The sequence below is a fragment of the Pseudonocardia thermophila genome (assembly GCF_900142365.1).
Classification (GTDB): domain Bacteria; phylum Actinomycetota; class Actinomycetes; order Mycobacteriales; family Pseudonocardiaceae; genus Pseudonocardia; species Pseudonocardia thermophila.
On the sequence record NZ_FRAP01000011.1, the window covers coordinates 173,031 to 195,453 of the forward strand.

Below are 22,423 nucleotides of genomic sequence, written 5' to 3' on the forward strand. Positions count from 1 at the left end.
GAAGAGGGCTCGGACCAGCGTCCTCGTGGCGTGCCGGCCGGCGGCACGGCCGAAGGGCCTGCGGCAGCGGCCCGGACGGCGGTCCGGTCAGCGCAAGGCCCGGTGCAGGGCCCCACCGACCGCCGCCAGCTCGGCTTCGGTGCGCCGGAGCACGTCGCCCTCCCGCTCGTGCAGCACGCCGAGCCGGAAGCCGTCGGATCCACTGACGGAGGCGGCGATCTCGCGCAGGATCGGGCGGGCGGTCACGGCGTCCTGCCGCTCGCCCAGCAGGTCCTGGAGGGCGTGCGCGGCGCGGGCGAACCGGTCCGCGCGGCGGCCGGCGACGGGCGCGGCGGCCTCGGCGGCGTAGCGCAGCCGCTTGGCCGCCTTCCGGGCATGGTGCAGGGCGAGGTCCCGGTCGGTTGCCTCCGCGGTCGTGCGGGCGCCGTGCAGCGTCGCAGCGATCCGCCGGGCGGCTCGCTCCAGTTCCTTGCGCAGCACCTCCTCGGCCGGCCGCCACGCGCGCTTCGTGAACGGCGGGTTGGCGGCGAGATCGTCCAGCGCGGCGAGCAGCTCCACGTAGCGCGCGCCGTCCAGCGCCGCAAGGACCTCCTCGGCCGCCGCGGTCCGCCGCGGCGCGAAGTGGGCGTCGAGAACGGCGGTGAGCTCCGGCTCCGCGGCGGCGATGCGGGCGTGCAGCACCTCCAGGTCCCGCGCCACGCCCAGCACCTCGCCGAGCCACTGCAGGTCGGCGTCGAGCCCGCGGGTGCGCTCGCGGTCGAGCACCCGCCCGAACACGCGCAGCACACTGCGGATCCGCCGGCAGCACACCCGCATCCGGTGCACCGAGTCCGGCCGTTCCAGCCGCACCAGCGGATCGAGCAGCACCAGCTCCCGGGTGCGCCGGTAGATCTCGGCGACGAGCACCTCGCCCGCGGTCGCGGGTTCCCGGTCCGGCTGCGGCTGCGGGGCACCCAGCGCGGGCGGCAGCTTCGACGGGCTGCCGCGGCGCAGCCCCGCGTCGAGGAACGCCCGCTCCAGGACGTCCAGCGTCGCCGGCGGGACCGCCGGGTCCAGCTCGACGTCGATCTCCCGCCAGCGGCGCCGCTCGGGTGCGGCGTCGTCACCGATGCGGGCCGGGGCGGCCTCCACCAGGTCGTCGGCCACCTCGGCCAGCTCCCGGCCGGTCGCGTCGCAGAGCACGGTGCGCCGCCTGCGGGTGTGCACGGTCGCTGCGACGTCCACCGGGCGGCCCCGCACGACAGCGCGGACCAGCGCGGTGAGCTCGGGCGGCGGCCACTCCAGCCACACGGCGTCGCGATCGCCGGGCACCTCGACGCGGTGGCGCGCGTCCGGGCCGTCCGGGATCTTCAACGCCCACGCCGCGCGGCCGGCGCCGCGCTCGTGGCACAGGGTGATGCCGTACCGCAGCAGGTCGCGCTCGGCGGTGTCGAAGTACACCGCGTGCAGCGACTCGTCGTGCGGGTCGACGACCGCGCGCAGGTCGGCCGCGGCCCAGTCCGGCGCGGCCGCGCCGGCGCCGCGGTAGGTCCGCTCGACGTCGCGCTGGGTGGTCATGACGGACTCCTCCCGGGCGCCGGATCAGCGCGGACCAGGCGCAGCGGGGGCCGGGCCGGGGCATCGCCGACGGGATCGGGCGGCGCCACGGGCACGACCTCCTCCACGTCGTCGAGCGTGATCAACCCGCTCGGCAGCGCCAGCGCCATCGCCCGGGCGAAGTCCTCGACGCCCTCGACGTCGCCCAGCACCACGACGGCCGTCGGCCGGCCGGTGCCGGCGCGCCCGAACCCGAACCCGGCTGCGGCCGGGAACGCGGCGCCGCTCGACAGGCCGGCCTCGCGGGCCAGGTCGAGGATCACCTCGGCGGCGAGTCCGATCTCGCCGCGGTGCGGCTCGTCGGTCTCCTCGACGAGGATCGTGAGCCGGCGGCGGTGCCGGCGCTGGGGTGCGTCCACTCGCCGATCACACCCGCTCGCGGCGGCGCGCGGCAGGGCCGGACGTCAGCCCCGGCCGGGTCCGCTGGTCCCGTGCTGCTGGTCCTGCCTGCGCCGTCCGGCGCCGGTCATGGCTGCGAACTGCACGCCCTGGAACAGGCCCTCCAACCAGCCGACCAGCTGCGCGTGCGCGATGCGCAGCTCGGCGTCCGTGACGGCAGTGCCGACCGACAGGTGCGGGGAGATCACGTCCAGCTCGGTCCGCAGGTCCTCCGGTAGCTCGGCCTCGATCTCGGCGACCGCGCGGGAATGGGTGCGCACGAGACGGTCGCGGGCGGCGCCGTCCAGGGGCATCGCGTGCAGCTCCTCCAGCAGATGCTTGATCATCCGCCCCAGGCGCAGCAGCTTGACGGGATCGGCACCGGCGAACGGGTCACCGCGACGAGCTGGCCTCATACCTCGACCGTAGGGGCGTCGCCCGCCCAGCGGGCAGGGTCGGAGGTCAGCAGTCTGCGGGTCGAGGGGCGGTCACGGGATCCGGCCGAGAGCCGCCACCCCCGTCGCCGCGAGTGCCGCGATCTTCACGACCTCGACGGCCAGGCGCGGGAGGTCGCTGCGCCCGCCCGAGCCCGCGGCGGCATCGAGCCCGAGCTGCGTGAGCAGGCTGGCGCCGACGACGGCGCCGCCGGTGACCACCGCGGCCGCGGGTGGATCGGCGAGGAACACCGCCACGAGCGCGAGGAGCAGGCTGAGCTCCGCGAGGTCGAACGCGCGTGCCGCGCGGCCGCGGGCCAGCCGCAGCAGCAGGTCCGCGGCGACGAGCGCGAGCCAGACCACCGCGAGGCCCGCGACGACGACCATCCCGGCGCGCACGGGAGCCACCCTGCTGCACCCGCGGCGCGGCACGCAGGGCCGGACGGGCAGGGCGCGCTGCCGTTGGTCCCGGCCCGCCGTCCCGGCCGCGGCGGACCGAGCGGCGGACGGGATCCGGGCCCTGCGCCCCTGCTGCGGAACCCGGTTCGGGCGGAGCGTGGTGGTAGGGAAGGAGCCCACCATGATCGTGCGAGACGTGATGACGACGGCCGTGGAGACGGTCGGTCCGGACACGCCCGTGCACACGGCGCTGGCCCGGCTGGCGGAGCGTGGTTTCACCGCGCTCCCGGTGGCGACGAGGACGGGCGGTTGGTCGGCATCGTGACCGAGGCCGACGTGCTGCGCGACCGGGTGCGCCACGACGTGCACTCCCGCGAGGTCCACGCGGAGATCGACGCGCACCCGCCGCAGCTGGTCGGAGCGGTCATGTCGACCGACGTGATGACGGTGGACCCGTGGACCGACGTCGCCGAGCTGGAGCGGCGCATGCGCGACACCGGGTTCCGCTCGGTGCCCGTCGTCGAGCCGGACACCGGGCTGGTCGGGATCGTGAGCCGGCGCGACATCATGCGCGCGCTCGACCGGACCGACGGCCAGATCGCGGCCGACGTCCGCGCGGCGCTCGCCGACTACGCCGGGCGGGGCCGCTGGGACGTCCTGCACGTCACCGGCGGCGTGGTGGTGCTCGGGGATCCCTACGACCTGCCCGAGGAGCGGCACGCCGCGGCCGTCGTGGCGGCCGGGGTGCCGGGCGTCGTCGACGTCCGGATCGTGCCGGCGTAGGGCGACCGCCCGCCCGCGGACCGGGACCTTCGGACGGGCGAGAACGAGGCGTCGGTCGGATGGCGATCGCCCCGCAGGAGGCGACGCTGGAGAGGCGACACCGGGGAGGTGGGCACACATGGTGTGGTGGCACGGGCCCGCGATGGGTGGCTGGGGCTGGGCGCTGATGGTGCTCGCCGGTGTCCTGCTGTTCGCGCCGGTCGCGGCCGGGCTGATCGTCGTTGCCCGGGGCGCGGGCGGGACGCGCGAGCAGGACGTCGAACCCGGTGCTGCGGATGCGCCCGAGGAGATCCTGGCCCGCCGGTTCGCCTGCGGCGACATCGACGCCGACGAGTACCGCGAGCGGCTCGCCGTCCTGCAGGCGGCGGGCTCGCGGAAGGACGACAGCTGAACCCGACCCCGGGACCGAGCCGGGGTCGGTCAGGACGGAACGATCCGAGGAGGACCGATGAGCACGATCATGCGGCAGGACCGCGAGCTGACCCCCTTCGCGTGGGGCGAGCGGTTGCTCGACGAGTGGTTCCGCTCGCTGCCGATGCGCCGCCCGTTCGGGTTCGCCTGGGACTGGCCGGGTGAGGACCTGATCCGCGTGGACGAGTTCCGCGAGGGCGACACGGTGGTGATCAAGGCGGAGGTTCCGGGGATCGACCCGGCCGAGGACGTCGAGATCACCGTGAGCGACGGCATCTTGAACATCAAGGCCGAGCGCCGGCTGGAGGCCGACCGCGAGGACAAGGGCTACGTCCGCCACGAGCTGCGCTACGGCAGCATGAGCCGCTCTCTGCCGCTGCCCGCGGGCGTGAAGGAGAGCGACATCAAGGCCACCTACAAGGACGGGATCCTCGAGATCCGGGTCCCGGTGCCCGCCGAGCCCGAGGCGTCGAAGGCGATCACGATCCCGGTGAGCACCGCCTGATCACACACCTCCTGATCACACACCTCCTGATCACACACCGCCTGATCGCACACCTGATCACGGTGTGATCGGGGGCTCCGCGCACGAGCCCGCGGCCTGGGACGGCCCCAGGCCGCGGGCTCTTTCCCCTCGTGGCGGAGCCCCTTCCGTGCCACGTCGAGAACGAAGCCGTGGTGATCGATGGGGGGCGCTCGACCACCACGGCTTCGGTCCCGACGCGGTGCCGCCCGCGTGGGAGCACGCGCTCAGGGGCCCAGCCGCCGTCCGCTCAGCAGTTGCAGCGGGATCGAGATGGTGTGCGCGTCGTGCCCGCGTACCCAGGGGTCGCCGTCGAGCTCGGCCAGTTCCTTCAGCCGGACGGGGTCGACGACCTCGTACGCCTCGCCGATGCCGAACACGCTCCAGCCGGTGCGGTTCTCGATGTCGACCTCGTCGACCTGGAACCCGACGACGGCGTGCCGGACCGCGGCCGCGAGCTTGCTGCCGCCGCGCGTGCGGAAGATGATCTCCTCGCCGTCGAGCCGGTAGGCCACGGTCTGAGCGTCGGGCAGCGCCGAGTGGGTGAACACGACCCGGCCGATCACACCCGTGGCGAGTAGCCGCAGGCACTCTCGGCGGTCCAGCTCGATCAGGTCGCGCCCGCCGACCGCACGGCTGCGGTCGATGCGCTCCGTCTCGTGGACGTGATCCGTCACAGTTCCTCCACCTTCCCCCGTCATGATCCGCTCCTGGTCCGATCCGGGACAGGGACTTGTGGCCCTAGCCGGAGGGCGGAGGTCGGTACTTGCGCGATTCGGGCTGCGGGGTGTCTGCGCAGGTCGGCAGCGGTGTGCGGGCACGAACCGGGGTGGGGCTCACAGCTTCTGCGTCACCCGCGCGGGGATCCGGGAAACCGGCCCGTTCGGCGCCCGTTCACGCCGGAGCCGCGTCGCTCAGCTCGGCCCCGGCGATCAGCGTGGCGGTGGTGCGCTGGATGTGCGCCGTGAGGGCGGCGACGCCCGCGTCCGCGTCTCCGGCGACGACGGCGTCGAGCAGTGCGCGGTGCTCCCCGGGGATGTCCCGGCGCTCCTGGGTGAGCGACACCGACCAGCTTCGGTACAGCTCTGCAGCGTCGTGCAGGGATGCGGCGACGGCACGCAGCCGCCGGTTGGGACAGCCGTCGAGCAGCGCGGTGTGGAAGGCGCGGTGCGCGGCCAGCCACTCGTCGCTGAGGCGCTCGGGATCGTCGGGCGCCATCTGCGGGGTGCGCTGCAGGCGGTGGTGGGTGGCCACGACCCTCGTCTCCCACTCGACGCCGCCGTGGGCGAACGCCTGGCGCAGGACCAGGGTCTCGATCGCGCAGCGGGCCTCGGTGAGATCGCGCAGGTCCTCGGCAGACACGGGGGTCACGCGGAACCCGTACTGCGGCTGGGCCTCGACGAGCCCCTCGGCGGCCAGGCGGGTCAGGGCCTCGCGCACGACGCCCATGCTGGCTCCGTACTGCGCGGAGAGCTCGGTGAACGGCAGGCGGTCGCCGGGACGCAGGCGGCCGGCGAGGATGTCGGCCCGCAGCGCCGAGTACACGCGTTCTGCGCGTGTGGGCACCCCGCTCCGAGTCATGCTCCGTAGTCAACCATCTTCGTGAATGGATAGCAATTTCGAAACTGACTTGACATGTCGATACAACTGGGCGCAGGCTTCGGACATCGACTCGTCCCGTCTTAGTGAGGTGAACCCGTGCGCATCGCCAACCTGTCCGGCCGGCTGGTCCTGCTCACCGGCGGTGACCCGGGCGCCGCGGTGGACGTCGAGAAAGCGTCCGGCGGCGAGTTCTCCGCCGACCCGCAGGCCGTCTACGAACGGTGGGACGAGTTCGTGGCGTGGGCCCGCTCGGCCCCGATCGACCAGGGCGACGCCGTCCCGGTGAACCCCGCCGACCTCGGCGCACCGGTCCCGGCGCCCGCGCAGGTGTTCGCCATCGGGCTGAACTACCGCGAGCACGCCGCCGAGACGAACTTCGCGGTGCCCGAGGGCCTGCCCCCGGTGTTCACGAAGTTCCGCACCGCGCTCACCGGCCCGGTCACCACCGTCGTGCTGCCCGCAGGCGGAAACACCGACTGGGAGGTCGAGCTCGTCGCCGTCATCGGCAAGCGCGCGGAGAGGGTCGCGGCCGCGGACGCCTGGTCGTACGTCGCCGGGCTGACCATCGGCCAGGACCTCTCGGAACGCAAGAGCCAGATGGCCGGCCCCGCTCCGCAGTTCAGCCTCGGCAAGTCGTTCCCCGGCTTCGCCCCGCTCGGCCCGTGCGTCGTCACCGTGGACGAGTTCGAGGACCCGGACGACCTGGAGCTCGGCTGCGCGATCGACGGCGAGACCGTGCAGGACGGCCGCACCAGCGACATGATCTTCACGGTGCCGGTCCTGATCGAGCGGCTCTCCCACGTGGCCCCGCTGCTGCCCGGCGACATCATCTTCACCGGCACCCCCGCAGGCGTCGGGCTGGGCCGCACCCCTCAGCGGTTCCTGCACCCCGGCGAGGAGCTGGTCAGCTGGGTGCGCGGGATCGGGGAGCTGCACCAGAAGTTCGTCGCCGCCTGACTCGAGGAGGAGACATGGCCCTGCACCGGCTCGCGTCGGTGGTGATCGGCGTCCCGAACGTCGAGGAGACCGCTCGCTACTACACCGACTTCGGGCTCATGCCGGTCGACACCGGTGTCGAGGGGGAGCGGGTGTTCCGCACCGTCGACGGGGGAGAGCAGCTCCGCCTGGTGCGCACTCCCTTCCGGCGGTTGGTGCAGTTCACGGTCGGCGCCGACGACCAGGACGACCTCGGCCGGGTGTCCGACCGGCTCACGCGCCTCGGGCTCCCGGCCGACCTCCGCGCGGACGGACTCACCACGGTGGAGCCCGCGACGGGGATCCGTGCGACGGTGGCAGTGCTCCCGCGGCTCGACCAGCCACGGGTTCCCGCCACGCGCTACAACGGACCGGGGCGGCTGGAGCGGATCGGTGCCCGCGCACCGGGTGTCGTGCGCACCGGCCCGGTCCGGCCGCGCAAACTCGGCCACGTCGTCATCGGCACCCCCGACCTGGCCGTCACCGAGCGGTTCTTCATCGACGGTCTCGGTTTCAAGCTGTCGGACCGGATCGCCGGCGCCGGCGCGTTCATGCGCTGCTCCACCGACCACCACAACGTCCTCGTGCTGAGCGCGCCGGTCGCGTTCCTGCACCACACGTCGTGGCAGGTCGACGACATCGACGAGATCGGCCGCGGCGCGATGGCGATGCTCGAGGACCACCCCGAACGGCACGTGTGGGGCCTCGGCCGCCACCACGCGGGATCGAACTTCTTCTGGTACCTGAAGGATCCCGCCGGGAACTTCTCGGAGTACTACTCCGACATGGACAGCATCCTCGACGACCAGCTCTGGACGCCGGAGACGCTCGAAGGCGCCAAGGGGCTGTTCAACTGGGGGCCGCCGCCTCCGCCGTCGTTCATCAAGCCGGAGGACCTCGCGGCGCTCATGACCGGCGCGCACTCCGGCGCCTGAGCCGTCGACCGGTACGGTCGGGCGTCGTCACCTCACCCGACGCACCCCAGGTGGCAACGATGCCCTCTCCTTCGCCCGCAGCAGGCCGGGAATGGCTGCTGCAGCTGGCCTCCCGCGGCCCGGTGCGGGTACAGGAGGCCGCGAGCTCGCCCGCGACCGTCGCCGAGACGATCGCGCACCTGGGGGAGGGACCCCTGTGCTGGGGCGTCGAGGTCGGGCGCGAGATGGCGCGGACGATCATCGCGGAGATCCCGGCCTTCGGCGGCGGCGAGGGCCCGTTCCAGATGCTGCGCAAGGGGACGGAGTCCTCCGCGCTGCGCGCGATGCTGCTGCTGGCCTATCCCGACCTCGGGCTGCAGCCGATCACTGAGGAGGCGCTCGAGGGCGATCGCGAATTCGTGCGCCGCGGCATCACCCTCGACACGGTGCTGCGCGGTATCCGCTTCGGCCACGCGGGGATGGCCCAGGCGTTCCTCTCCGCCTGCGAGGCGCACGTCGGGACCGACCGCGTCGCCGACGAGATGAAGTCCGTGTCCGAGGAGCTGTTCCGCTACATCGACGGCTTCGCCGACGCGATGGTGGTGGAGTTCCTCGCCGAGCGGGACCGGTGGATCACCAGCGCCGCCGCGGCCCGCGCCGAGGCGGTCAGCCGCATCCTGGACGGCGAGGACGTCGACGTTCCGGCGACGTCCGAGCTGCTCGGCTACGACCTGAGCCGGCGGCACCTGGCGCTCGTCGCGTGGGCGGATGCGGGGAACCTCACCACTGATCTGGAACGCGCTGCTCAGGCCCAGCTGCGTGCCAGCGGCGCGGCCGCGGTCCTCGTCGTGCCGGTCGGGGGTTCGGTCCTGTGGGCGTGGGGCGCCGTTGCGGGCGAGCAGCCCAGCGACCCGGTGCCCGAGCCCGCGGATCCGCGGATCCGCACCGCGCACGGCCTGCCCGGCTGCGGCCCGGCCGGGTTCCGGCAGAGCCACGTCCAGGCGGTGCGGGCGCACCGCCTCGCACGGCTGGCCGGGCCCCGGGCGGCGCGCAGCACCGGCTACGCCGACGTCTCAGTCCTGGCCATGCTGACCGAGGACCTCGACACGGCCCGCGAGTTCGTCGCCCGCGAACTGGGCCCGCTGGCCGCCCCGACCGAGCAGGCCGACGCGCTGCGCGAGACCCTGCTGCGCTACCTCGACCAGGAGCGCAGCGTCACCGCCGTCGCCGCCGACATGCACGTCGCACGCGGGACGGTGGTCTACCGCGTGCGGCGGGCGGAGGAGCTGCTCGGCCGCGACGTCGGCACCCGCCGGTTGGAGCTGCACACCGCGTTGCTGCTCGCCCAGCGGCTGGGCGCGGCCGTGCTGCCGCAGGGCGGATAGGAACGGCGGTCCAAGGCGCGGCCCGAACTCTGTGCTGACGGAGCAAGCCGCAGACGCGGCGCACGCCGTGTACTACCGGCATCGGCGATCCGCGGCCGCACCGATCGCCTGCCGATCCGTCTCGACGTCCTGGTTCAGCCGATGCCGCTGCATCCGATGCCGCTGCATCCGATGCCGCTGCATCCGATGCCGCTGCATCCGATGCCGCTGCGTCCGATGTCGCCGCATCCGATGCGGCTGCGTCCGATGTGGCTGCGTCCGACGTCGCTGCCCGCCACTGCCACTCGACGAGGAGATCCGATGACGACCACCGCAGAGATCCCCCACCCGGCGATCGACGACCGGCCGTCGGCCGCGGAGCTGCTGCGCCGCCTCGCCGACCTGCGTCCCCTGCTGCGCGCCGAGGCCGCCCGGGCCGAGGCCGACCGGCGCGTGCCGGACGAGGTCGTCGAGGCGCTGCGGGCCACGGGGGTCTTCCGCATCATGCAGCCGCGCCGCTGGGGCGGGCTCGAGGCCGACTTCACCACGTTCATGGAGGTGAGCGAGGAGATCGGCCGCGGCGACGGTTCGGCGGCCTGGGTCACCGCGCTGATGAACGTCTGCTGCTGGATGGTCGGGCTCTTCCCGGAGCAGGCCCAGCGGGACGTGTGGGGCGCCGATCCCGAGGCCCGAGTGTGCGGTGTGCTCGCCCCGGCCGCACGGGTCCGGGCCGTCGACGGCGGCCAGGTCGTGTCGGGGTCGTGGGGCTTCGCGTCCGGTTCGGCGCACGCGCAGTGGGCGGTGCTGGGCATCCCCGTCGTCGACGCGGCGGGCGCCCAGGTCGACCAGGGCCTGGCGCTGATCCCGATGTCCGAGCTGACGGTGAAGGACACCTGGTTCGTCGCCGGTCTGCGCGCCACGGCGAGCAACACCCTCGTCGCGGACGAGGTCTTCGTGCCCGCACACCGCATCCTGTCGGTCCCGAAGGCGGTGGAGGGGGAGTACGGCACCGAGCACACCGGCGAGACGCTGTACCGCTCGGCGTTCGTGCCCGTGCTCGCGCTGATCCTCGTCGGCCCGCAGATCGGCATGGCCCGCGCGGCGCTCGACGTCGTCATGGAGACGCTCACCAAGCGCAAGCCGATCTCGTACACCTTCTACGAGGACTCGGCGGCCGCCCCCACCACGCAGCTGAACCTCGCCGAGGCCGTGCAGCTGATCGACACCGCTCACCTGCACGCCATGCGTGCGGCCGCCGACATCGACGAGTGGGCCTCGTCGGCGCAGTACATGGACCGGCTCACCCGCACCCGCGTGCGGATGGACACCGGCTACATCGCCCGCCGCTGCCGGGAGGCCATCGACCTGCTCGTGAGCATCGGCGGGGCGAGCAGCTTCGGCGAGAAGAACCCGCTGCAGCGCATCTGGCGGGACCAGGAGACCGGCAGCCGCCACGCCGTCGTCAACCCGTCCATCGCGGCGGAGGTGTACGGGCGCGAGCTGCTCGGGCAGCAGGAGCAGGTCACGGCGTTGATCTGACGCACCCGGCGCAGCTGGTGCCGGATCCACGCCGGCGCCAGGCCGCCCCGATCGCTACGAACGGCCCTTTCGTCCACCCCGAGTGGACGAAAGGGCCGTTCGTAGCGCAGACCTCAGTGGGCTCGCAACGACGGGAACGGTGCCACGTACGAAGGTGTGGGAACGGCCTCAGCGCACCCGCGACACCTGGTACCGGATCCGCGCCGGTGAAAGATCGCAGCGGGCCACCGCCACGATCTCGTTGAGCCAGGCGTAGCGGGCATCGCTCGTCTGGAACAGCGGCGAGATCCGCAGGTAGGCGTCGCGCCCGAGGACCTCCTCGCCCGCGAGGAAGGCAGTGGTGCGCTCACCGAGCACCGCCCGCCCAGTGGCGGTCAGCTCGATCCGCGCCCCGTCCTGGGTCTCCACCAGCGCGTGGACGTCGATGCGGCCGACACCATCGGCGCCGACGGTGACCCAGTCGATCGAGCCGGGGACGATCCGTCCCGCGAGCCGGGGCCCGGTGACGCTCCCGTGCGTCACCGGGAAGAGCATCCGGGTGCCCGTCGGGGTCGGGGCGGTCACGACGTCGCCGAAGTGCGCCTCGATCGCGCACAGGTACTCGAGATCGGTGCCCTCGAGGGGCGCAGGGCTCGCCATGGTGGTCGTCGCCGGCGTCATGTCCGTCTCCCTCGATCGCGGCCCGGGTGGGAGCCCGACGGTAGGTGCTCCGCGCCCGGTCTCGATCGCGTAGCGAGCGTTGCGGCGCAGACCCGTCGCCGTGTGGCCGTGCCCGATCGCGGTGCCCGATCGCAGCGAACGGCCCTTTCGTCCACCAGGAGTGGACGAAAGGGCCGTTCGCTGCTCCGACCGTCCGTGCGCGGCGGGGATGCGCTCTGCCCGCCGGCGCGGGTGGGCACCTGCAAGTGCCTTCTGTCCCGGCTGCCCGGCGCTGCCTAGCGTCCGCCGCATGAGGAGCCTGATCGTCGAAGAATTCGGCGCCCCCGACGTGCTTCAGCTGGTCGACGGGCCCGTCCCCGAACCCGGCCCGGAGGACGTCCTCGTCCGCGTCGCCGCCGCGGGACTGAACTGGATCGACGTGTCGCTGCGCGCCGGCAGGCTGCAGCACGCCGGTCTGCTCGTCCCGGCCCCGCGGTACGGGATGGGCTGGGACGTCGCCGGCACCGTCGAGGCCGTCGGTACCCGCGTCACCGCCGTCGCGCCCGGCGACCGCGTCATCGGGCTGCGGGACGTCCTCGGCCGGCCCGGCACCCACGCCGAGTTCGTCGCGCTGCACGAGTCCGCCGTCGTCGACGCCCCCGACGGCGTCGATCTCCTGACCGCCGGCGGTCTCCCACTGGCCGGGGTCACGGCCATCGGCGCTGTCCGCGCAGCATCATCCGGCAGATCGCTGCTGGTCACCGGCGGGGGCGGGGTGATCGGGCAGATGTGCGTCGCAGTCGCCGTCCACCGCGGCCTCGACGTCGTGGCGGCCGGCCGGGCGGGCGACGCGAAACGGATCGAGGGCCTCGGCGCCCGGTTCGCCGACACCGACGACCTGGCCGTGCAGCTGCGGACCCTGGGACCGCGCGGGGTGGATGCGGTGATCGACACCGCCAACCTCGGTGCCGCCGCCCATGAGGCCCTCCGCGGCGGTGGCACCTTCGTGGCGCTCGTCCGCCCGTTCGCGCCGCTTCCCCTGCGCGGTACCCGGGTCGTGGTCCACGAGTCGTGGGCCGACACCACCGTCCTGCGCGAGCTGGTCGAGCTGGTCGAGAAGGACGTCGTCGTCCCGCCGGACGTGCTGCCGCACCGGTTGGGTGAGGCCGCCGCAGCGCACGCCCTCATGGAGGCGGGTGGCCTGCGCAGCCGCATCGTGCTCACCCCGGACGCCTGATGCGGCGCCGCCTGGTACTCGTCCACGGTGCCTGGCACGGCGCCTGGGCGTGGGCTCCCGTGGCCGATCTGCTGCGCGCCGCCGGCCACGAGGTCGTCGCCCTCGACCTGCCCGGGGCCGACGGCGATCCCGCGGTGTCGCTGTCCGATCAGGCGCGAGCCGTCTGCGAGGCCCTCGCCCCCGGTTCGCTGCTGGTCGCGCACAGCCACGGTGGCCTGGTCGCCCAGGAGGCTGCCGCGGCGGTACCGGATCGCGTCGCCGGGGTGATCGGGATCGACGCGTGGTTCGCCGTCGAGCCGGCCTCGTTCCTCGACCTCGTCCCTACCCGGATGGCGGAGCTGATCAGTACGAGCGCCGCGGATCAGCCCGCCGTGCCGGTGCCGCCGCCGGCGGTGTTCGGCATCGACGATCCGCAGCTCGCCGCCGCTGTCACCCCACGACTGCGGCCCCAGCCCGTGCGCACCTTCACCGATGTGGCCGCGGGTTTCCGGTTCGCCGACGCCGGCATCCCGGGGATCGGGATCGTCTGCGAGCCGCGCACCCTGCCGTTCGCCGAGCTCGCCGAGGCGCAGGGCTTCCCCCTCCGGGCGATCACCGCCGGCCACGACGCCATGCTGCTGCGCCCGCCTCAGCTCGCGGCGATGCTCATCGCCGCTGCCGTGGACCTGCACCATGGATGACCTGCTCCGCCTCGACGCCTGCGCACTCGCTGAGATCCGTCGCGTGGTCGACGGCATCCGGTCCGCCGAGTGGGAGCAGCCGACGCCGTGCGCGGGATGGAGCGTCCGCGCTCTCGTGGAGCACATGACCACCGAGCACGTCGCCATCTGCGGCGGCACACGCCCCGAGGGCGACCCGGTGCGGGCGTTCGGGCTCGCCGCCGACCGCTGGCTCGCCTTCTTCACCGGTCGAACGGACCCGGTGCTCGTCCCGTCCTCGCAGACGGAGCAGAGCGTCCGGACCGTGCTCACGGTCCACCTGGCCGACATGGTCATCCACCGCTGGGACCTGCTCACCTCACTCGGCCGGGAAGCGCGCGTACCCGAGGACCTGCTCGTCGCCTCCGAGGCCGTGGCGGTGCGCGCCACCGACCCGCGCAGTCCGCTGGTCGGGGAGGGCCGTGCCTACCGGCCGGCGCTCCCGGCTGATCCCGGCGACGACCGGATCGCTGCGCTCGTGCGCCGCTACGGCCGCGACCCGCACTGGCGGCCGGCCTGAACGTGGCGCGAGCCCATCGCCGCGTGGCCACGTCCGCGGTTCAAGCGGGCGCCTGCCGCGCCCATCGTGGGGATGTGAGCCTCCAGGACTGCCCGGGTCACATCGTGCTGGCCCGCCTCGGTGAACGGTGGGCGACCCTGCTCGTCGCGTCGCTGGCGGACGGCCCGCGCCACCACGGAGACCTGCGTCGCGAGCACCCGCAGCTGACGCAGAAGATGCTGACGCAGACGCTGCGCGGCCTCGAACGTGACGGGTTCGTCGATCGATGCGTCGAGACCACCGTGGTCCCCGCCCGGGTGCGCTACTCGCTGACCGGGCTGGGCCGGCAGCTGCTCTCGCTGCAGCGCACCGTCTACGACTGGGCCGAGGCGCACGTCGACGCGATCCGCTCCGCCCGCCAGGACTTCGACACCCGGGTGCTGCGCGGCGAACGGCCGTCGGTGATCGAGCTCAACCGAGTGCATCGCGGGTAGTGGTGGCCGGATCTCGTCGGTCGATGGCCGTCGCGCCGGCAGCCGTTCGGGATCCGCCGCCGTACGGTGCCAGCGTGACGCCCCACCGGGTCGCGCTCCTCGTGCCGCAGCGGTTCTCGATGTTCGAGGTCGGGATCGCGCTGGAGATCTTCGCCGGCCACCGCAGCGGGCTCCCCGAGCCCTGGTACGACGTGCAGCTGTGCGCGGCCGATCCGGCTGCTGTGCTGGCGGACTGCGGCCTGGTCACCGTGCCGATCCCGTACGGGCTCGACGCCGTCGACGCGGCGGACACCGTGATCGTCGCCGGGGCCGGGGTCGGGGCTGTCCGGTGGACCCCGACCAGCCGGTCGTCCCGCCCGATCCCGATGTCCTGGCCGCGCTCCGCCGCGCGCACGCTCGCGGCGCACGCATCGTGTCGTTCTGCGACGGCGCGTTCGTCCTCGCGTTCGCGGGTCTGCTCGACGATCGCCGCGCGACGACCCACTGGAAGCACACCGACCGGCTCGCCCGGGCCTTCCCGCGGATCCGGGTCGAGCCCGACGTGCTCTACGTCGACGACGGCCGGGTCCTCACGTCCGCCGGCACCGCCGCCGCGGTCGATCTCGCGCTGCACGTCGTCCGCCGCGACCACGGCGCGCGGGTGGCCCGGCAGGTCGCGCGGCACATGGTGATGCCGCCGCACCGCGAAGGCGGGCAGGCGCAGTTCATCATGACCCCGGTGCCCGAGCGGGGTGCCGCGGCGGGCGGTGTGCAGAAGGTGATGGAGCACGTGGTCCACCACCTCGACCAGGAGTTCAGCTTGGCGGACCTGGCGGCGATCGCGTTCATGTCCACCCGGAACTTCACCCGACGCTTCCGCGAGGTCACCGGCACCACACCGGCGCAGTGGGTGCTCAGCCAGCGGCTGACCCGGGCGCGGGAGCTGCTGGAGGAGACCGACGAGACCGTCGAGCGCATCGCCCGGCTCGCCGGCTTCGGCAGCGTGGTCACGATGCGCCAGCGGTTCGTCGCGGTCCTGGGCACGTCCCCGTCGAGCTACCGGCGCGCGTTCCGGGACACGGCGTCGGCCGGCGACACCGCGCTCGCCGGCTGACGTCCGCGCGCGACACCGGGGGAGTCCGCGTCAGGCCAGCGCGGCGCGGAACCCCTCCCGCCACGACGGGTACCGCAGCTGCCATCCGAGCTCGCGCTTCGCCTTGGTGTTGGAGAACCCGCGGCCCTCGGTCATCATCGCGACGGCCACCGACCCGGCGAGCATCCGCCCGAGCCACTTCGGCAGCGTCATCGGCGGTTTCGCCGAGGTGGATCCACGACGAGTACCCGCCGCCGTCACCGATCAGCGGGTACTGCCGCTTGCGCACCAGCTCGACCTGGTCGTCGACGGCGCCTGGCCCGTAGAGGCCGCCGTAGCGCAGCGCGGCCCCGTCCACCGCCAGCACCTGCTGCTCGACGTGCTTGATCGCCAGCATCCCCGGGTGCGCGGGCGTGCCGACGTGCAGGTCGAGCGGATCATCCTCGGTCTTGACCCACCCACCTTCGCGGATGCCGTTCCAGCTCGCGTAGCTCTGCGCGACCACGTGCGGCACCTCGGCCGCCGCGGCCGCGGCCAGCAGGTTGTCGGTGCCCGCCGTGCGGAGCCGGATCGTCCGAGCGAACCAGCGGTCCATGTGCTTGACGTCGGGCTTGCCGGCGTGGACCGGCGAGATCGCCGTCATCTGGTGGACGACGACGACCGGGGAGGCCTTCACCACGGCGTCGTGCACGGACTCGGCGTCGAGCCCGTCCATCACAACCGCATCCGCTCCCATCTCCCGCAGCAGGTCCAGCTTCGCCGGGCTCGTGGTCGTCGCGACCACCTCGTGCCCCCCGCGCCACCAGCTGCGGAACCAACCGCCGTCCCAGAACGCCGGTCCCGCCGGCGACGAACACCTTCATGCGCGGATCACCACTTCCTTCGGCCGGTGCCGGGACTCTCCCGGCACGAGCCGACGGTGCGTCGCGCGATCGGTGCGGCTCAACCAACGGCGTCCGGGATGGCGTGAACCGCGGCGGGGACTGTCCGGGATGCAGCGGTGCGGACCAGCGCCGCGGTCCGACCGGTGGGGTTCAGAACCCCAGGTCGCTGAGTCCCGGGTGGTCGTCGGGTCGGGGCCCGAGCGGCCAGTGGTAGGCGCGCTCGGCCTCGGTGATCGGCACGTCGTTGATCGACGCGTGCCGCACGGCCATCAGCCCGTGCTCGTCGAACTCCCAGTTCTCGTTGCCGTAGGAGCGCCACCACTGCCCGTCGGCGTCGTGGCTCTCGTAGGCGAACCGGACGGCGATGCGGTTGTCGCCGTAGGCCCAGATCTCCTTGATGAGCCGGTACTCCAGCTCCCGCTCCCACTTGCGGGTCAGGAACTGCACGATCTCGGCGCGCCCGGTGATGAACTCGTCGCGGTTGCGCCAGCGGGAGTCCTCGGTGTACGCGAGCGCCACCCGTTCCGGGTCGCGGGTGTTCCACGCGTTCTCCGCCATGCGGACCTTCTGGGTCGCCGTCTCGAGCGTGAACGGCGGGAGAGGGGGTCGATCGCTCATTCCGGTAGCGTAGAGAACGTGCGTTCTCCGAGCAACGACGACGTCCTGGCTGCGGCAGGCGCGCTGTTCTACGCGCGCGGTGTCGGCGCCGTGGGCATGGACGACGTGCGCGACGCCTCCGGTGCCTCGCTCAAGCGCCTCTATCAGCTGTTCCCGTCGAAGGAGGCGCTGGTCGTGGCCTGGTTGCGGCGCCGTGACGAGCAGTGGCGGGCCCGCCTGGCCGCCCACGTCGAGCAGGCCGCCGACCCGCGGGAGCGGGTGCTGGCGGTCTTCGACTGGCTCGGCGCGTGGTTCGCCGAGCAGGACTTCCGCGGCTGCGCGTTCGTCAACTCCTTCGGTGAGCTCGGCGCCACGTCCGCCGCGGTGGCCGCGGAAGCCCGCCGGCACAAGGAGCTGTTCGCCGGCTACGTCGAGGAGCTCGTCCGCGCCGCGGGAGGATCGACCGAGACCGCGCGCCAGATCTTCCTGCTCGCCGAGGGAGCGATCGTCAGCGCCGCAGTGCTCGGCGCGGCGGACTTCGCACTCAGTGCGCGAACGGCCGCCGCGCGCCTGCTGCCCACCCGATGATCCCGGACGCGTCGGCTCCGTGCGGGCCGGGTTCCTGGCGCAGCTCGACGAACGGCACCTTCGTCAGCAATGGTGCTCACGAACGTGCCGTTCGTCAGTTCTCGCGGCACTACAGCGGGGTCACGTACGCGCCGGAGATGCCGCCGTCGACGAGGAAGTTCGACGCGGTGATGAACGACGAGTCGTCCGACGCGAGGAACGCGGCGGCGGCAGCGATCTCCTCGGGTTCGGCGAACCGGCCCAGCGGTACGTGGACGAGCCGCCGGGCGGCCCGCTCCGGGTCCTTGGCGAACAGTTCCTGCAGCAGCGGCGTGTTGACCGGGCCGGGGGACAGCGCGTTGACCCGGATCCCTTCGCGCGCGAACTGGACGCCGAGCTCCCGCGACATCGCCAGCACCCCGCCCTTGGAGGCGGTGTAGGAGATCTGCGAGGTCGCTGCGCCCATCGTCGCGACGCACGACGCGGTGTTGATGATCGAACCCTTGCCGTTCGCCCGCATGTGCGGGATGGCGTGCTTGCAGCACAGGTAGACCGACGTCAGGTTGACCTTCTGCACGCGCTCCCACGCCTCGATCCCGGTGATCAGGATCGAGTCGTCGTCGGGCGGCGAGATCCCGGCGTTGTTGAAGGCGATGTCGAGCTTGCCGAAGGTGTCGGCGGCGGCGCGGAACAGGTTCTCGACCTGGCCCTCGTCGGTCACGTCGGTGCGGACGAACAGCCCGCCCACCTCGTCGGCGGCCGTTCTGCCGGCGTCGTCGTCGATGTCGGCGACGACGACGAGCGCGCCCTCGGCGGCGAACCTGCGCACGGTCGCGAGACCGACTCCGCTGCCGCCTCCCGTTACGACGGCCACTCGGCCCTCGAGTCGCTGCACCTTCGTCCTGCTCCCTCGTCCTCAGGCGGCGACGATGCCGACGATCACGCGGCTTCCCGTGGAGTCGGTGGCCCGGCGCAGCTCCATCCGTCACCATCGGAGGTTCGAACCGCGTTGATCGGGCCATGCTGTCAGCTGGGTCTCGACGGCGCCAGACAGGGTGCTGACCCTCGCCCGCGGCGACGGGGTCCGGTGCGGACGCGGCGCCCTGCCGGTCAGGCCGGCGGCGTACCGGTGCCCGGCCGGTACAGCGATTCCTGCCCGTCCTCCCACCGGATGCGGTACTGCTCCCGGTCCCCGTTACGGATGACCTCGACGACCTCTCCGCGCCGCCACTGGGCGGGGACCGTGAAGGGGTCGGCGACGGCGGGGTCGACCGCGGTGCTGTGCGGCATGGTGGCCTCCTCCTGGTCGGTGCACCCCCACGCTCCCCGGACGCAGCCGTCGCGGGCAGGGACCTTCGCCGGGGGCGCCGCGGGCGCACCGGCCCACCGCCGCGCGTCCGACGGTCAGCCCCGGCCGGACGCCGTCGGCAGCTCCACGCAGTCGGATCCGCAGCCGCCGCCCGCGGTGGGTGCGGGTGCCGGGCGGTGCAGGACGGCCCGGGTCGGCGTCACGGTGAGCACGTCGTCGGAGAGCGCGGTCTCGCCGTCGACGATCAGGGAGTGATCGGCGGCCGAGGTCGGGGGCCAGACGAGCGTGGCGGCGGGACGCGCGGCGACGTTGGCGCGGGTCTTGCGGCCCAGGTCGCCGACGACGACCGCGCCGTCCCGCACCTGCGGGGACACCGCGACGATGTGCGGTCGCCCGTCGTCGGCGATGGTCACCAGGTAGGCGAAGCCGTAGCGGGCCGCGGTCTTGGCCAGGTCGTCGATCGGAACGGCGATGCTCACCCGTCGAGCGTATGGCGCCGGCGGAGGCACTGGGCAGGGGCCGTTCGTCCCGATCCGGTCGGTGGAAGGTCGATCCTCACTCCCGCGGCAGTTTGCCGGGGTTGAGCAGGCCCACGGGGTCGTAGCGGTCCGCAGCCGCCCACCGCGGCGGCATGTCGGTGTGCACGACCCAGCTGTGCGGGCTGTCCACCTCCAGGCCCTCGGCGCGCAGCCGGTCCATGCCCGCGTGCACCAGGGCGTCGTCGCGGTGCGGCGCGAGGATCCGGGCCGAGAGGCACGGGCCCCCCGACCGCGGATGCCCTCCAGCTGCACGGTGGCGTCCTCGAACGCCTCAGCGATGAGCGCGCGCTTGCCGAGGATCGCGTTGCCGCGGACGAGGACGTGGTACAGCTCCGGGCGCTTCGCCTTCGCCCGCACCGTCGTGTGGTTGTTGATGAGCGTCGCGAGGTAGCGGACCGCGTCCGGCCGCGCACCGGTCACCGTGCCGCCGCCGCGCTCGACGATCTCCTGCACCACCGGCGCGTTGGCGACGTCGACGACGGCGCGCAGGTTGGTGCGGCCCGGCTCGAACCCCGGGTCCTCGGGGAAGAGCGCCGCGAGCTCGGGCTCGGTGACCGCGAGGATCTGCGGGGGCGGGCGCAGCTGCAGGATCTGCAGGGCCATCGCGGCGCCGGCGTCGAGGTCCGGCACGGAGGCGAACACGGCGGTCCGCTCCCGCGCCGGGACGGTCTGCAACCCCACGCGCACGAACAGCCCGGTGGTGCCGAACGCGTGCACGTGCGGAGTGGTGTCCGGGTACCGCAGCGTGACCGGCTCGGCGTCGGCGGTGACCGGCACGAGGGTCAGCATCTGCACGAAGCCCTCGTGGTTGAACCCGTGCTCGATCGACCCCGGCCTGCCCGCGCCGCCGGCGACGGACCCGGCGAGCGTGCTGTTCAGCGTGGTCGGGAACATCGCGGGTTCCCGGCCCGTGTCCTCCAGGAAGGCGAACAGGTCGCGCCATGTGGTGCCGGGCAGGCCGTGGACCACCCCGTCGTCGTCGAGGACCAGGTCGCCGGACAGCTCGTGGAAGTCGACCATGATCCCCCGCGCGAGCGGGATGATCTGGCCGTAGTTCGAGGTGCCCTTGCCGCGGGCGGTGAGCGGGATCCGCCGCTCGTGGGCGAACCGGGCCAGCGTCCGCACGGCCTCGACCGTGCGGACGGTGACCACGACGTCCGGCAGCGTGCGCGGGATCGTGTTGTGGATGATCGGCGAGACCCACGAGAAGTCCTTGGTCGCGGACTTGCGGGCGGCCTCGTCGTCCCTGACCTCAGCGGAGTCGCCGAGCAGTGCACGCAGGTCGGCGGCGAGCGTCTCGGAGAGCACGTCAGAACCCTTCGGGTGGGGTGAAACCGATGAGCCCGGCCTCCTCGGCGAGCATCGCGACGGCGAGCGGGGTGCGGTCGTCGAGGTAGGCGCCCAGGAGCTGGGCGCCGATCGGCAGCCCGGTCACCGGCCCCGGGCCCACCGGGACGACCGTCGCGGGGCCGCGGCCGAGGCTGGAGATCCGGCTCCATGCGTTGACGGTGTCGGCGGCGGGGTACTCGCGCCCGTCGAGCACGAGGGTCCGCCGGTCCACGGGGACGTCCGAGTGCACCGGCGCGGCGCACGGCGCGGCCGGGCAGAGCACGACGTGGTGGCGCTCGTGGACGTCCGCCCAGCGAGCCGTGATCGCCCGCTGCTCCTCGAAGTCGTCCAGCGCGTCCCGCAGCGACTGCAGGTGCCCGCGGGCCATCGCGCCCGCTCGACCGGTTGCACCCTCCTCGACGAGGCGCACGCTGCGCGCGTACGCCTCCTCGTCGAAGCCGTGCACGACCTCGCCCGCCTGCAGCCGCACGAACAGGTCGATGGCTTCCTGCCCGCGCACCGGCGGATCGGTCAGCTCCTCGACGTGGGCGCCGGCCCGGGCGAGCGCGTCGGCGAAGGCGCGGATCGCGTCCCGCGTCTCGGTGTCGACGGGGCAGGCCGGGTCGTCGAGCCACACCGCCACCCGCGCATCGGCGAGCGAGCTCACGCGAGGCGGTGGCAGCTCGAGCCGCCACGCCCGCGCCTCCAGCCCTTCGGCGCCGGCGATCGCGTCGAGGAACCGGGCCGAGTCGGCCGCGGAGCGGGTCATCGGACCGACGGCGGAGACCATCGGTTCCAGCAGCCCGCCCTCCGGCCACGGCATGTGCCCGAGCTTGGACACGATCCCGTTCGATGGGCGGTGCCCGAACAACCCGCACCACGCGGCGGGGACCCGCAGCGAGCCGGCGAGGTCGCTGCCGAAGTCCGCCACCGCGAGGCCCGCCGCCACCGCCGCGCCCGATCCGCCGGACGAGCCGCCCGGCGACCGCTGCGGGTCGTACGGGTTGCGGGTGCGGCCGAAGTCCTCGTTCGCCGACTGGTGATCGGCCAGGTAGACGGGCACGTTCGTCTTGCCGACCACTACGGCGCCGGCTTCCCGAAGCCGCCGAACGAGCGGGGAGTCGACCGTGGCCTGCCGTGCGTCCGACAGCCGTCCGTGGGAGGTGCGCATGCCGGCGGCGTCGAACGCGTCCTTGACCGTGACGGGCAGGCTGGCCAGCGGACCGACCGGTTCCCCGGCTGAGCGGGCCGCGTCGACGGCCGCGGCGGCGCGCAGCGCCCCGGCCCGCTCGGTGTCGACCACGGCGTTCAGCGCCGCGCCGGGCCCGTCGAGCAGGGCGAGGTGGCGTTCGAGCAGTTCGACGGCGGTGACGGCGCCCGACTCCAGATCGGCCAGCATGCGGGTGCCGTTCATCGCCGCCAGCGTGGGCGCGGTGCTCGTCATGCGGCCGCCGCCACCTGCACAGCGGTGAAGTCGATGCCCTCGGCATGACGCACCCAATCCTGGCTGACCTCGCGCGGGCTCACCCCACCGAGCGGGCGGGCGATGGCGCGGACGGGCCGGCGTTCCTGAAGGCCCGGCCGGGGCGCGGCGAGTCTCGCGTTCTGTCCGGCGAGTTCTGCGTTCGGCTGCGTGAGTCC

At 73.6% G+C, this 22,423-nt stretch carries 27 protein-coding genes and 1 pseudogene; 15 read left to right on the plus strand and 13 right to left on the minus strand.

The window, feature by feature from the left end:
- Positions 1-87: 87 nt before the first annotated feature.
- From BUE41_RS15740 to BUE41_RS30280, 4 genes are all read right to left on the minus strand, one after another.
- Positions 88-1,557, minus strand: coding sequence for a CYTH and CHAD domain-containing protein (locus tag BUE41_RS15740; protein WP_073457859.1), 1,470 nt, complete (start codon positions 1,555-1,557; stop codon positions 88-90).
- Positions 1,554-1,955, minus strand: coding sequence for a hypothetical protein (locus tag BUE41_RS15745; RefSeq protein WP_073457860.1), 402 nt, complete (start codon positions 1,953-1,955; stop codon positions 1,554-1,556). Before BUE41_RS15745 ends, BUE41_RS15740 begins: the two co-directional genes overlap by 4 nt.
- A gap of 45 nt (positions 1,956-2,000) precedes the next feature.
- The gene (locus BUE41_RS15750) at positions 2,001-2,390 is read right to left on the minus strand and encodes a proteasome activator (RefSeq protein ID WP_073457861.1); all 390 of its coding nucleotides are present in this window, start codon (positions 2,388-2,390) and stop codon (positions 2,001-2,003) included.
- A gap of 72 nt (positions 2,391-2,462) precedes the next feature.
- Positions 2,463-2,807: a hypothetical protein gene (locus tag BUE41_RS30280; RefSeq protein WP_143172185.1), complete on the minus strand. Its 345-nt coding sequence runs from the start codon at positions 2,805-2,807 to the stop codon at positions 2,463-2,465.
- A gap of 181 nt (positions 2,808-2,988) precedes the next feature.
- Here BUE41_RS30280 and BUE41_RS30285 point away from each other — a divergent pair, with 181 nt between their 5' ends.
- The 4 genes from BUE41_RS30285 (at position 2,989) to BUE41_RS15770 (ending at position 4,506) form a co-directional block, all read left to right on the plus strand.
- Positions 2,989-3,132, plus strand: a complete 144-nt coding sequence (locus BUE41_RS30285; protein WP_143172186.1) for a CBS domain-containing protein — start codon at positions 2,989-2,991, stop codon at positions 3,130-3,132.
- Positions 3,117-3,590, plus strand: a complete 474-nt coding sequence (locus tag BUE41_RS30290) for a CBS domain-containing protein (RefSeq protein WP_143172187.1) — start codon at positions 3,117-3,119, stop codon at positions 3,588-3,590. Before BUE41_RS30285 ends, BUE41_RS30290 begins: the two co-directional genes overlap by 16 nt.
- A gap of 118 nt (positions 3,591-3,708) precedes the next feature.
- Positions 3,709-3,981 carry an SHOCT domain-containing protein gene (locus tag BUE41_RS15765; RefSeq protein WP_073457863.1) on the plus strand — a complete coding sequence of 91 codons (273 nt, stop codon included), beginning with the start codon at positions 3,709-3,711 and terminating at the stop codon, positions 3,979-3,981.
- Positions 3,982-4,038: 57 nt separating this feature from the next.
- Entirely contained in the window at positions 4,039-4,506 is a 468-nt protein-coding gene (locus BUE41_RS15770) for an Hsp20/alpha crystallin family protein (protein WP_084755142.1), read from the plus strand.
- Between the two features lie 245 nt (positions 4,507-4,751).
- On the opposite strand, the gene BUE41_RS15775 is transcribed toward BUE41_RS15770, so the two are convergent.
- Both BUE41_RS15775 and BUE41_RS15780 read right to left on the minus strand, forming a co-directional pair.
- The gene (locus tag BUE41_RS15775; RefSeq protein ID WP_200803929.1) at positions 4,752-5,201 is read right to left on the minus strand and encodes a pyridoxamine 5'-phosphate oxidase family protein; all 450 of its coding nucleotides are present in this window, start codon (positions 5,199-5,201) and stop codon (positions 4,752-4,754) included.
- Between the two features lie 217 nt (positions 5,202-5,418).
- The gene (locus BUE41_RS15780) at positions 5,419-6,090 is read right to left on the minus strand and encodes a GntR family transcriptional regulator (RefSeq protein ID WP_234997283.1); all 672 of its coding nucleotides are present in this window, start codon (positions 6,088-6,090) and stop codon (positions 5,419-5,421) included.
- A 132-nt stretch (positions 6,091-6,222) separates the two neighbouring features.
- On the opposite strand from BUE41_RS15780, the gene BUE41_RS15785 reads away from it, so the two are divergent.
- The 4 genes from BUE41_RS15785 to BUE41_RS15800 all read left to right on the plus strand — a co-directional run bounded on the left by BUE41_RS15785 (position 6,223) and on the right by BUE41_RS15800 (position 10,918).
- Positions 6,223-7,083: a fumarylacetoacetate hydrolase family protein gene (locus BUE41_RS15785; RefSeq protein ID WP_073457865.1), complete on the plus strand. Its 861-nt coding sequence runs from the start codon at positions 6,223-6,225 to the stop codon at positions 7,081-7,083.
- A gap of 14 nt (positions 7,084-7,097) precedes the next feature.
- On the plus strand, positions 7,098-8,036 hold the full coding sequence (locus BUE41_RS15790) for a VOC family protein (RefSeq protein WP_073457866.1): 939 nt from the start codon (positions 7,098-7,100) through the stop codon (positions 8,034-8,036).
- A gap of 59 nt (positions 8,037-8,095) precedes the next feature.
- Positions 8,096-9,400, plus strand: a complete 1,305-nt coding sequence (locus BUE41_RS15795) for a PucR family transcriptional regulator (RefSeq protein WP_073457867.1) — start codon at positions 8,096-8,098, stop codon at positions 9,398-9,400.
- A gap of 300 nt (positions 9,401-9,700) precedes the next feature.
- Complete coding sequence (locus BUE41_RS15800) at positions 9,701-10,918, plus strand: acyl-CoA dehydrogenase family protein (RefSeq protein WP_073457913.1); 1,218 nt, start codon at positions 9,701-9,703, stop codon at positions 10,916-10,918.
- Positions 10,919-11,086: 168 nt separating this feature from the next.
- On the opposite strand, the gene BUE41_RS30805 is transcribed toward BUE41_RS15800, so the two are convergent.
- Positions 11,087-11,578: a DUF3237 domain-containing protein gene (locus tag BUE41_RS30805; protein ID WP_159444919.1), complete on the minus strand. Its 492-nt coding sequence runs from the start codon at positions 11,576-11,578 to the stop codon at positions 11,087-11,089.
- Positions 11,579-11,867: 289 nt separating this feature from the next.
- Between BUE41_RS30805 and BUE41_RS15810 the strand changes: the two genes are divergently transcribed.
- The 5 genes and pseudogenes from BUE41_RS15810 to BUE41_RS15830 all read left to right on the plus strand — a co-directional run bounded on the left by BUE41_RS15810 (position 11,868) and on the right by BUE41_RS15830 (position 15,578).
- A complete protein-coding gene (locus BUE41_RS15810) occupies positions 11,868-12,794 on the plus strand; it encodes an NADP-dependent oxidoreductase (protein ID WP_073457868.1) in 927 nt (308 codons plus the stop codon).
- Positions 12,794-13,474: an esterase/lipase family protein gene (locus BUE41_RS15815; protein WP_073457869.1), complete on the plus strand. Its 681-nt coding sequence runs from the start codon at positions 12,794-12,796 to the stop codon at positions 13,472-13,474. The genes BUE41_RS15810 and BUE41_RS15815 overlap by 1 nt, the downstream gene beginning before the upstream one ends.
- Positions 13,467-14,012 carry a maleylpyruvate isomerase family mycothiol-dependent enzyme gene (locus BUE41_RS15820; protein ID WP_073457870.1) on the plus strand — a complete coding sequence of 182 codons (546 nt, stop codon included), beginning with the start codon at positions 13,467-13,469 and terminating at the stop codon, positions 14,010-14,012. Before BUE41_RS15815 ends, BUE41_RS15820 begins: the two co-directional genes overlap by 8 nt.
- 74 nt (positions 14,013-14,086) lie before the next feature.
- On the plus strand, positions 14,087-14,485 hold the full coding sequence (locus BUE41_RS15825) for a winged helix-turn-helix transcriptional regulator (RefSeq protein ID WP_200803930.1): 399 nt from the start codon (positions 14,087-14,089) through the stop codon (positions 14,483-14,485).
- 119 nt (positions 14,486-14,604) lie between these two features.
- Positions 14,605-15,578, plus strand: a pseudogene (locus BUE41_RS15830) (helix-turn-helix domain-containing protein).
- Between the two features lie 30 nt (positions 15,579-15,608).
- Here BUE41_RS15830 and BUE41_RS31920 read toward each other — a convergent pair.
- On the minus strand, positions 15,609-15,770 hold the full coding sequence (locus BUE41_RS31920; RefSeq protein WP_234997287.1) for a hypothetical protein: 162 nt from the start codon (positions 15,768-15,770) through the stop codon (positions 15,609-15,611).
- 16 nt (positions 15,771-15,786) lie between these two features.
- Between BUE41_RS31920 and BUE41_RS32915 the strand changes: the two genes are divergently transcribed.
- On the plus strand, positions 15,787-16,527 hold the full coding sequence (locus BUE41_RS32915) for a hypothetical protein (RefSeq protein WP_407691669.1): 741 nt from the start codon (positions 15,787-15,789) through the stop codon (positions 16,525-16,527).
- 64 nt (positions 16,528-16,591) lie between these two features.
- Here the strand turns inward: BUE41_RS32915 and BUE41_RS15840 are convergent, their stop codons facing one another.
- Entirely contained in the window at positions 16,592-17,059 is a 468-nt protein-coding gene (locus BUE41_RS15840) for a nuclear transport factor 2 family protein (protein ID WP_073457872.1), read from the minus strand.
- Between the two features lie 18 nt (positions 17,060-17,077).
- Here BUE41_RS15840 and BUE41_RS15845 point away from each other — a divergent pair, with 18 nt between their 5' ends.
- Positions 17,078-17,626 (plus strand): TetR/AcrR family transcriptional regulator, encoded by a 549-nt coding sequence (locus BUE41_RS15845; RefSeq protein ID WP_073457873.1) that lies wholly within the window; start codon positions 17,078-17,080, stop codon positions 17,624-17,626.
- Between the two features lie 109 nt (positions 17,627-17,735).
- Here the strand turns inward: BUE41_RS15845 and BUE41_RS15850 are convergent, their stop codons facing one another.
- From BUE41_RS15850 to BUE41_RS15865, 4 genes are all read right to left on the minus strand, one after another.
- On the minus strand, positions 17,736-18,500 hold the full coding sequence (locus tag BUE41_RS15850) for a 3-oxoacyl-ACP reductase (RefSeq protein WP_073457874.1): 765 nt from the start codon (positions 18,498-18,500) through the stop codon (positions 17,736-17,738).
- Between the two features lie 215 nt (positions 18,501-18,715).
- A complete protein-coding gene (locus tag BUE41_RS15855) occupies positions 18,716-18,895 on the minus strand; it encodes a DUF1918 domain-containing protein (RefSeq protein ID WP_073457875.1) in 180 nt (59 codons plus the stop codon).
- A gap of 114 nt (positions 18,896-19,009) precedes the next feature.
- Positions 19,010-20,761: an FAD-binding oxidoreductase gene (locus BUE41_RS15860; RefSeq protein ID WP_073457876.1), complete on the minus strand. Its 1,752-nt coding sequence runs from the start codon at positions 20,759-20,761 to the stop codon at positions 19,010-19,012.
- A 1-nt stretch (position 20,762) separates the two neighbouring features.
- Positions 20,763-22,226 (minus strand): amidase family protein, encoded by a 1,464-nt coding sequence (locus BUE41_RS15865; protein WP_073457877.1) that lies wholly within the window; start codon positions 22,224-22,226, stop codon positions 20,763-20,765.
- Positions 22,227-22,423 lie beyond the last annotated feature (197 nt).

Coding starts and splice junctions, on each gene's coding strand:
- BUE41_RS31920 (WP_234997287.1), bottom strand. CDS start 15,770: ATGACGCTGCCGAAGTGGCTCGGGCGGATGCTCGCCGGGTCGGTGGCC.
- BUE41_RS15840 (WP_073457872.1), bottom strand. CDS start 17,059: ATGAGCGATCGACCCCCTCTCCCGCCGTTCACGCTCGAGACGGCGACC.
- BUE41_RS15855 (WP_073457875.1), bottom strand. CDS start 18,895: ATGCCGCACAGCACCGCGGTCGACCCCGCCGTCGCCGACCCCTTCACG.
- BUE41_RS15770 (WP_084755142.1), top strand. CDS start 4,039: ATGAGCACGATCATGCGGCAGGACCGCGAGCTGACCCCCTTCGCGTGG.
- BUE41_RS15765 (WP_073457863.1), top strand. CDS start 3,709: ATGGTGTGGTGGCACGGGCCCGCGATGGGTGGCTGGGGCTGGGCGCTG.
- BUE41_RS15790 (WP_073457866.1), top strand. CDS start 7,098: ATGGCCCTGCACCGGCTCGCGTCGGTGGTGATCGGCGTCCCGAACGTC.
- BUE41_RS15865 (WP_073457877.1), bottom strand. CDS start 22,226: ATGACGAGCACCGCGCCCACGCTGGCGGCGATGAACGGCACCCGCATG.
- BUE41_RS30805 (WP_159444919.1), bottom strand. CDS start 11,578: ATGACGCCGGCGACGACCACCATGGCGAGCCCTGCGCCCCTCGAGGGC.
- BUE41_RS15750 (WP_073457861.1), bottom strand. CDS start 2,390: ATGAGGCCAGCTCGTCGCGGTGACCCGTTCGCCGGTGCCGATCCCGTC.
- BUE41_RS15795 (WP_073457867.1), top strand. CDS start 8,096: ATGCCCTCTCCTTCGCCCGCAGCAGGCCGGGAATGGCTGCTGCAGCTG.
- BUE41_RS15810 (WP_073457868.1), top strand. CDS start 11,868: ATGAGGAGCCTGATCGTCGAAGAATTCGGCGCCCCCGACGTGCTTCAG.
- BUE41_RS15740 (WP_073457859.1), bottom strand. CDS start 1,557: ATGACCACCCAGCGCGACGTCGAGCGGACCTACCGCGGCGCCGGCGCG.
- BUE41_RS15800 (WP_073457913.1), top strand. CDS start 9,701: ATGACGACCACCGCAGAGATCCCCCACCCGGCGATCGACGACCGGCCG.
- BUE41_RS15815 (WP_073457869.1), top strand. CDS start 12,794: ATGCGGCGCCGCCTGGTACTCGTCCACGGTGCCTGGCACGGCGCCTGG.
- BUE41_RS30285 (WP_143172186.1), top strand. CDS start 2,989: ATGATCGTGCGAGACGTGATGACGACGGCCGTGGAGACGGTCGGTCCG.
- BUE41_RS15820 (WP_073457870.1), top strand. CDS start 13,467: ATGGATGACCTGCTCCGCCTCGACGCCTGCGCACTCGCTGAGATCCGT.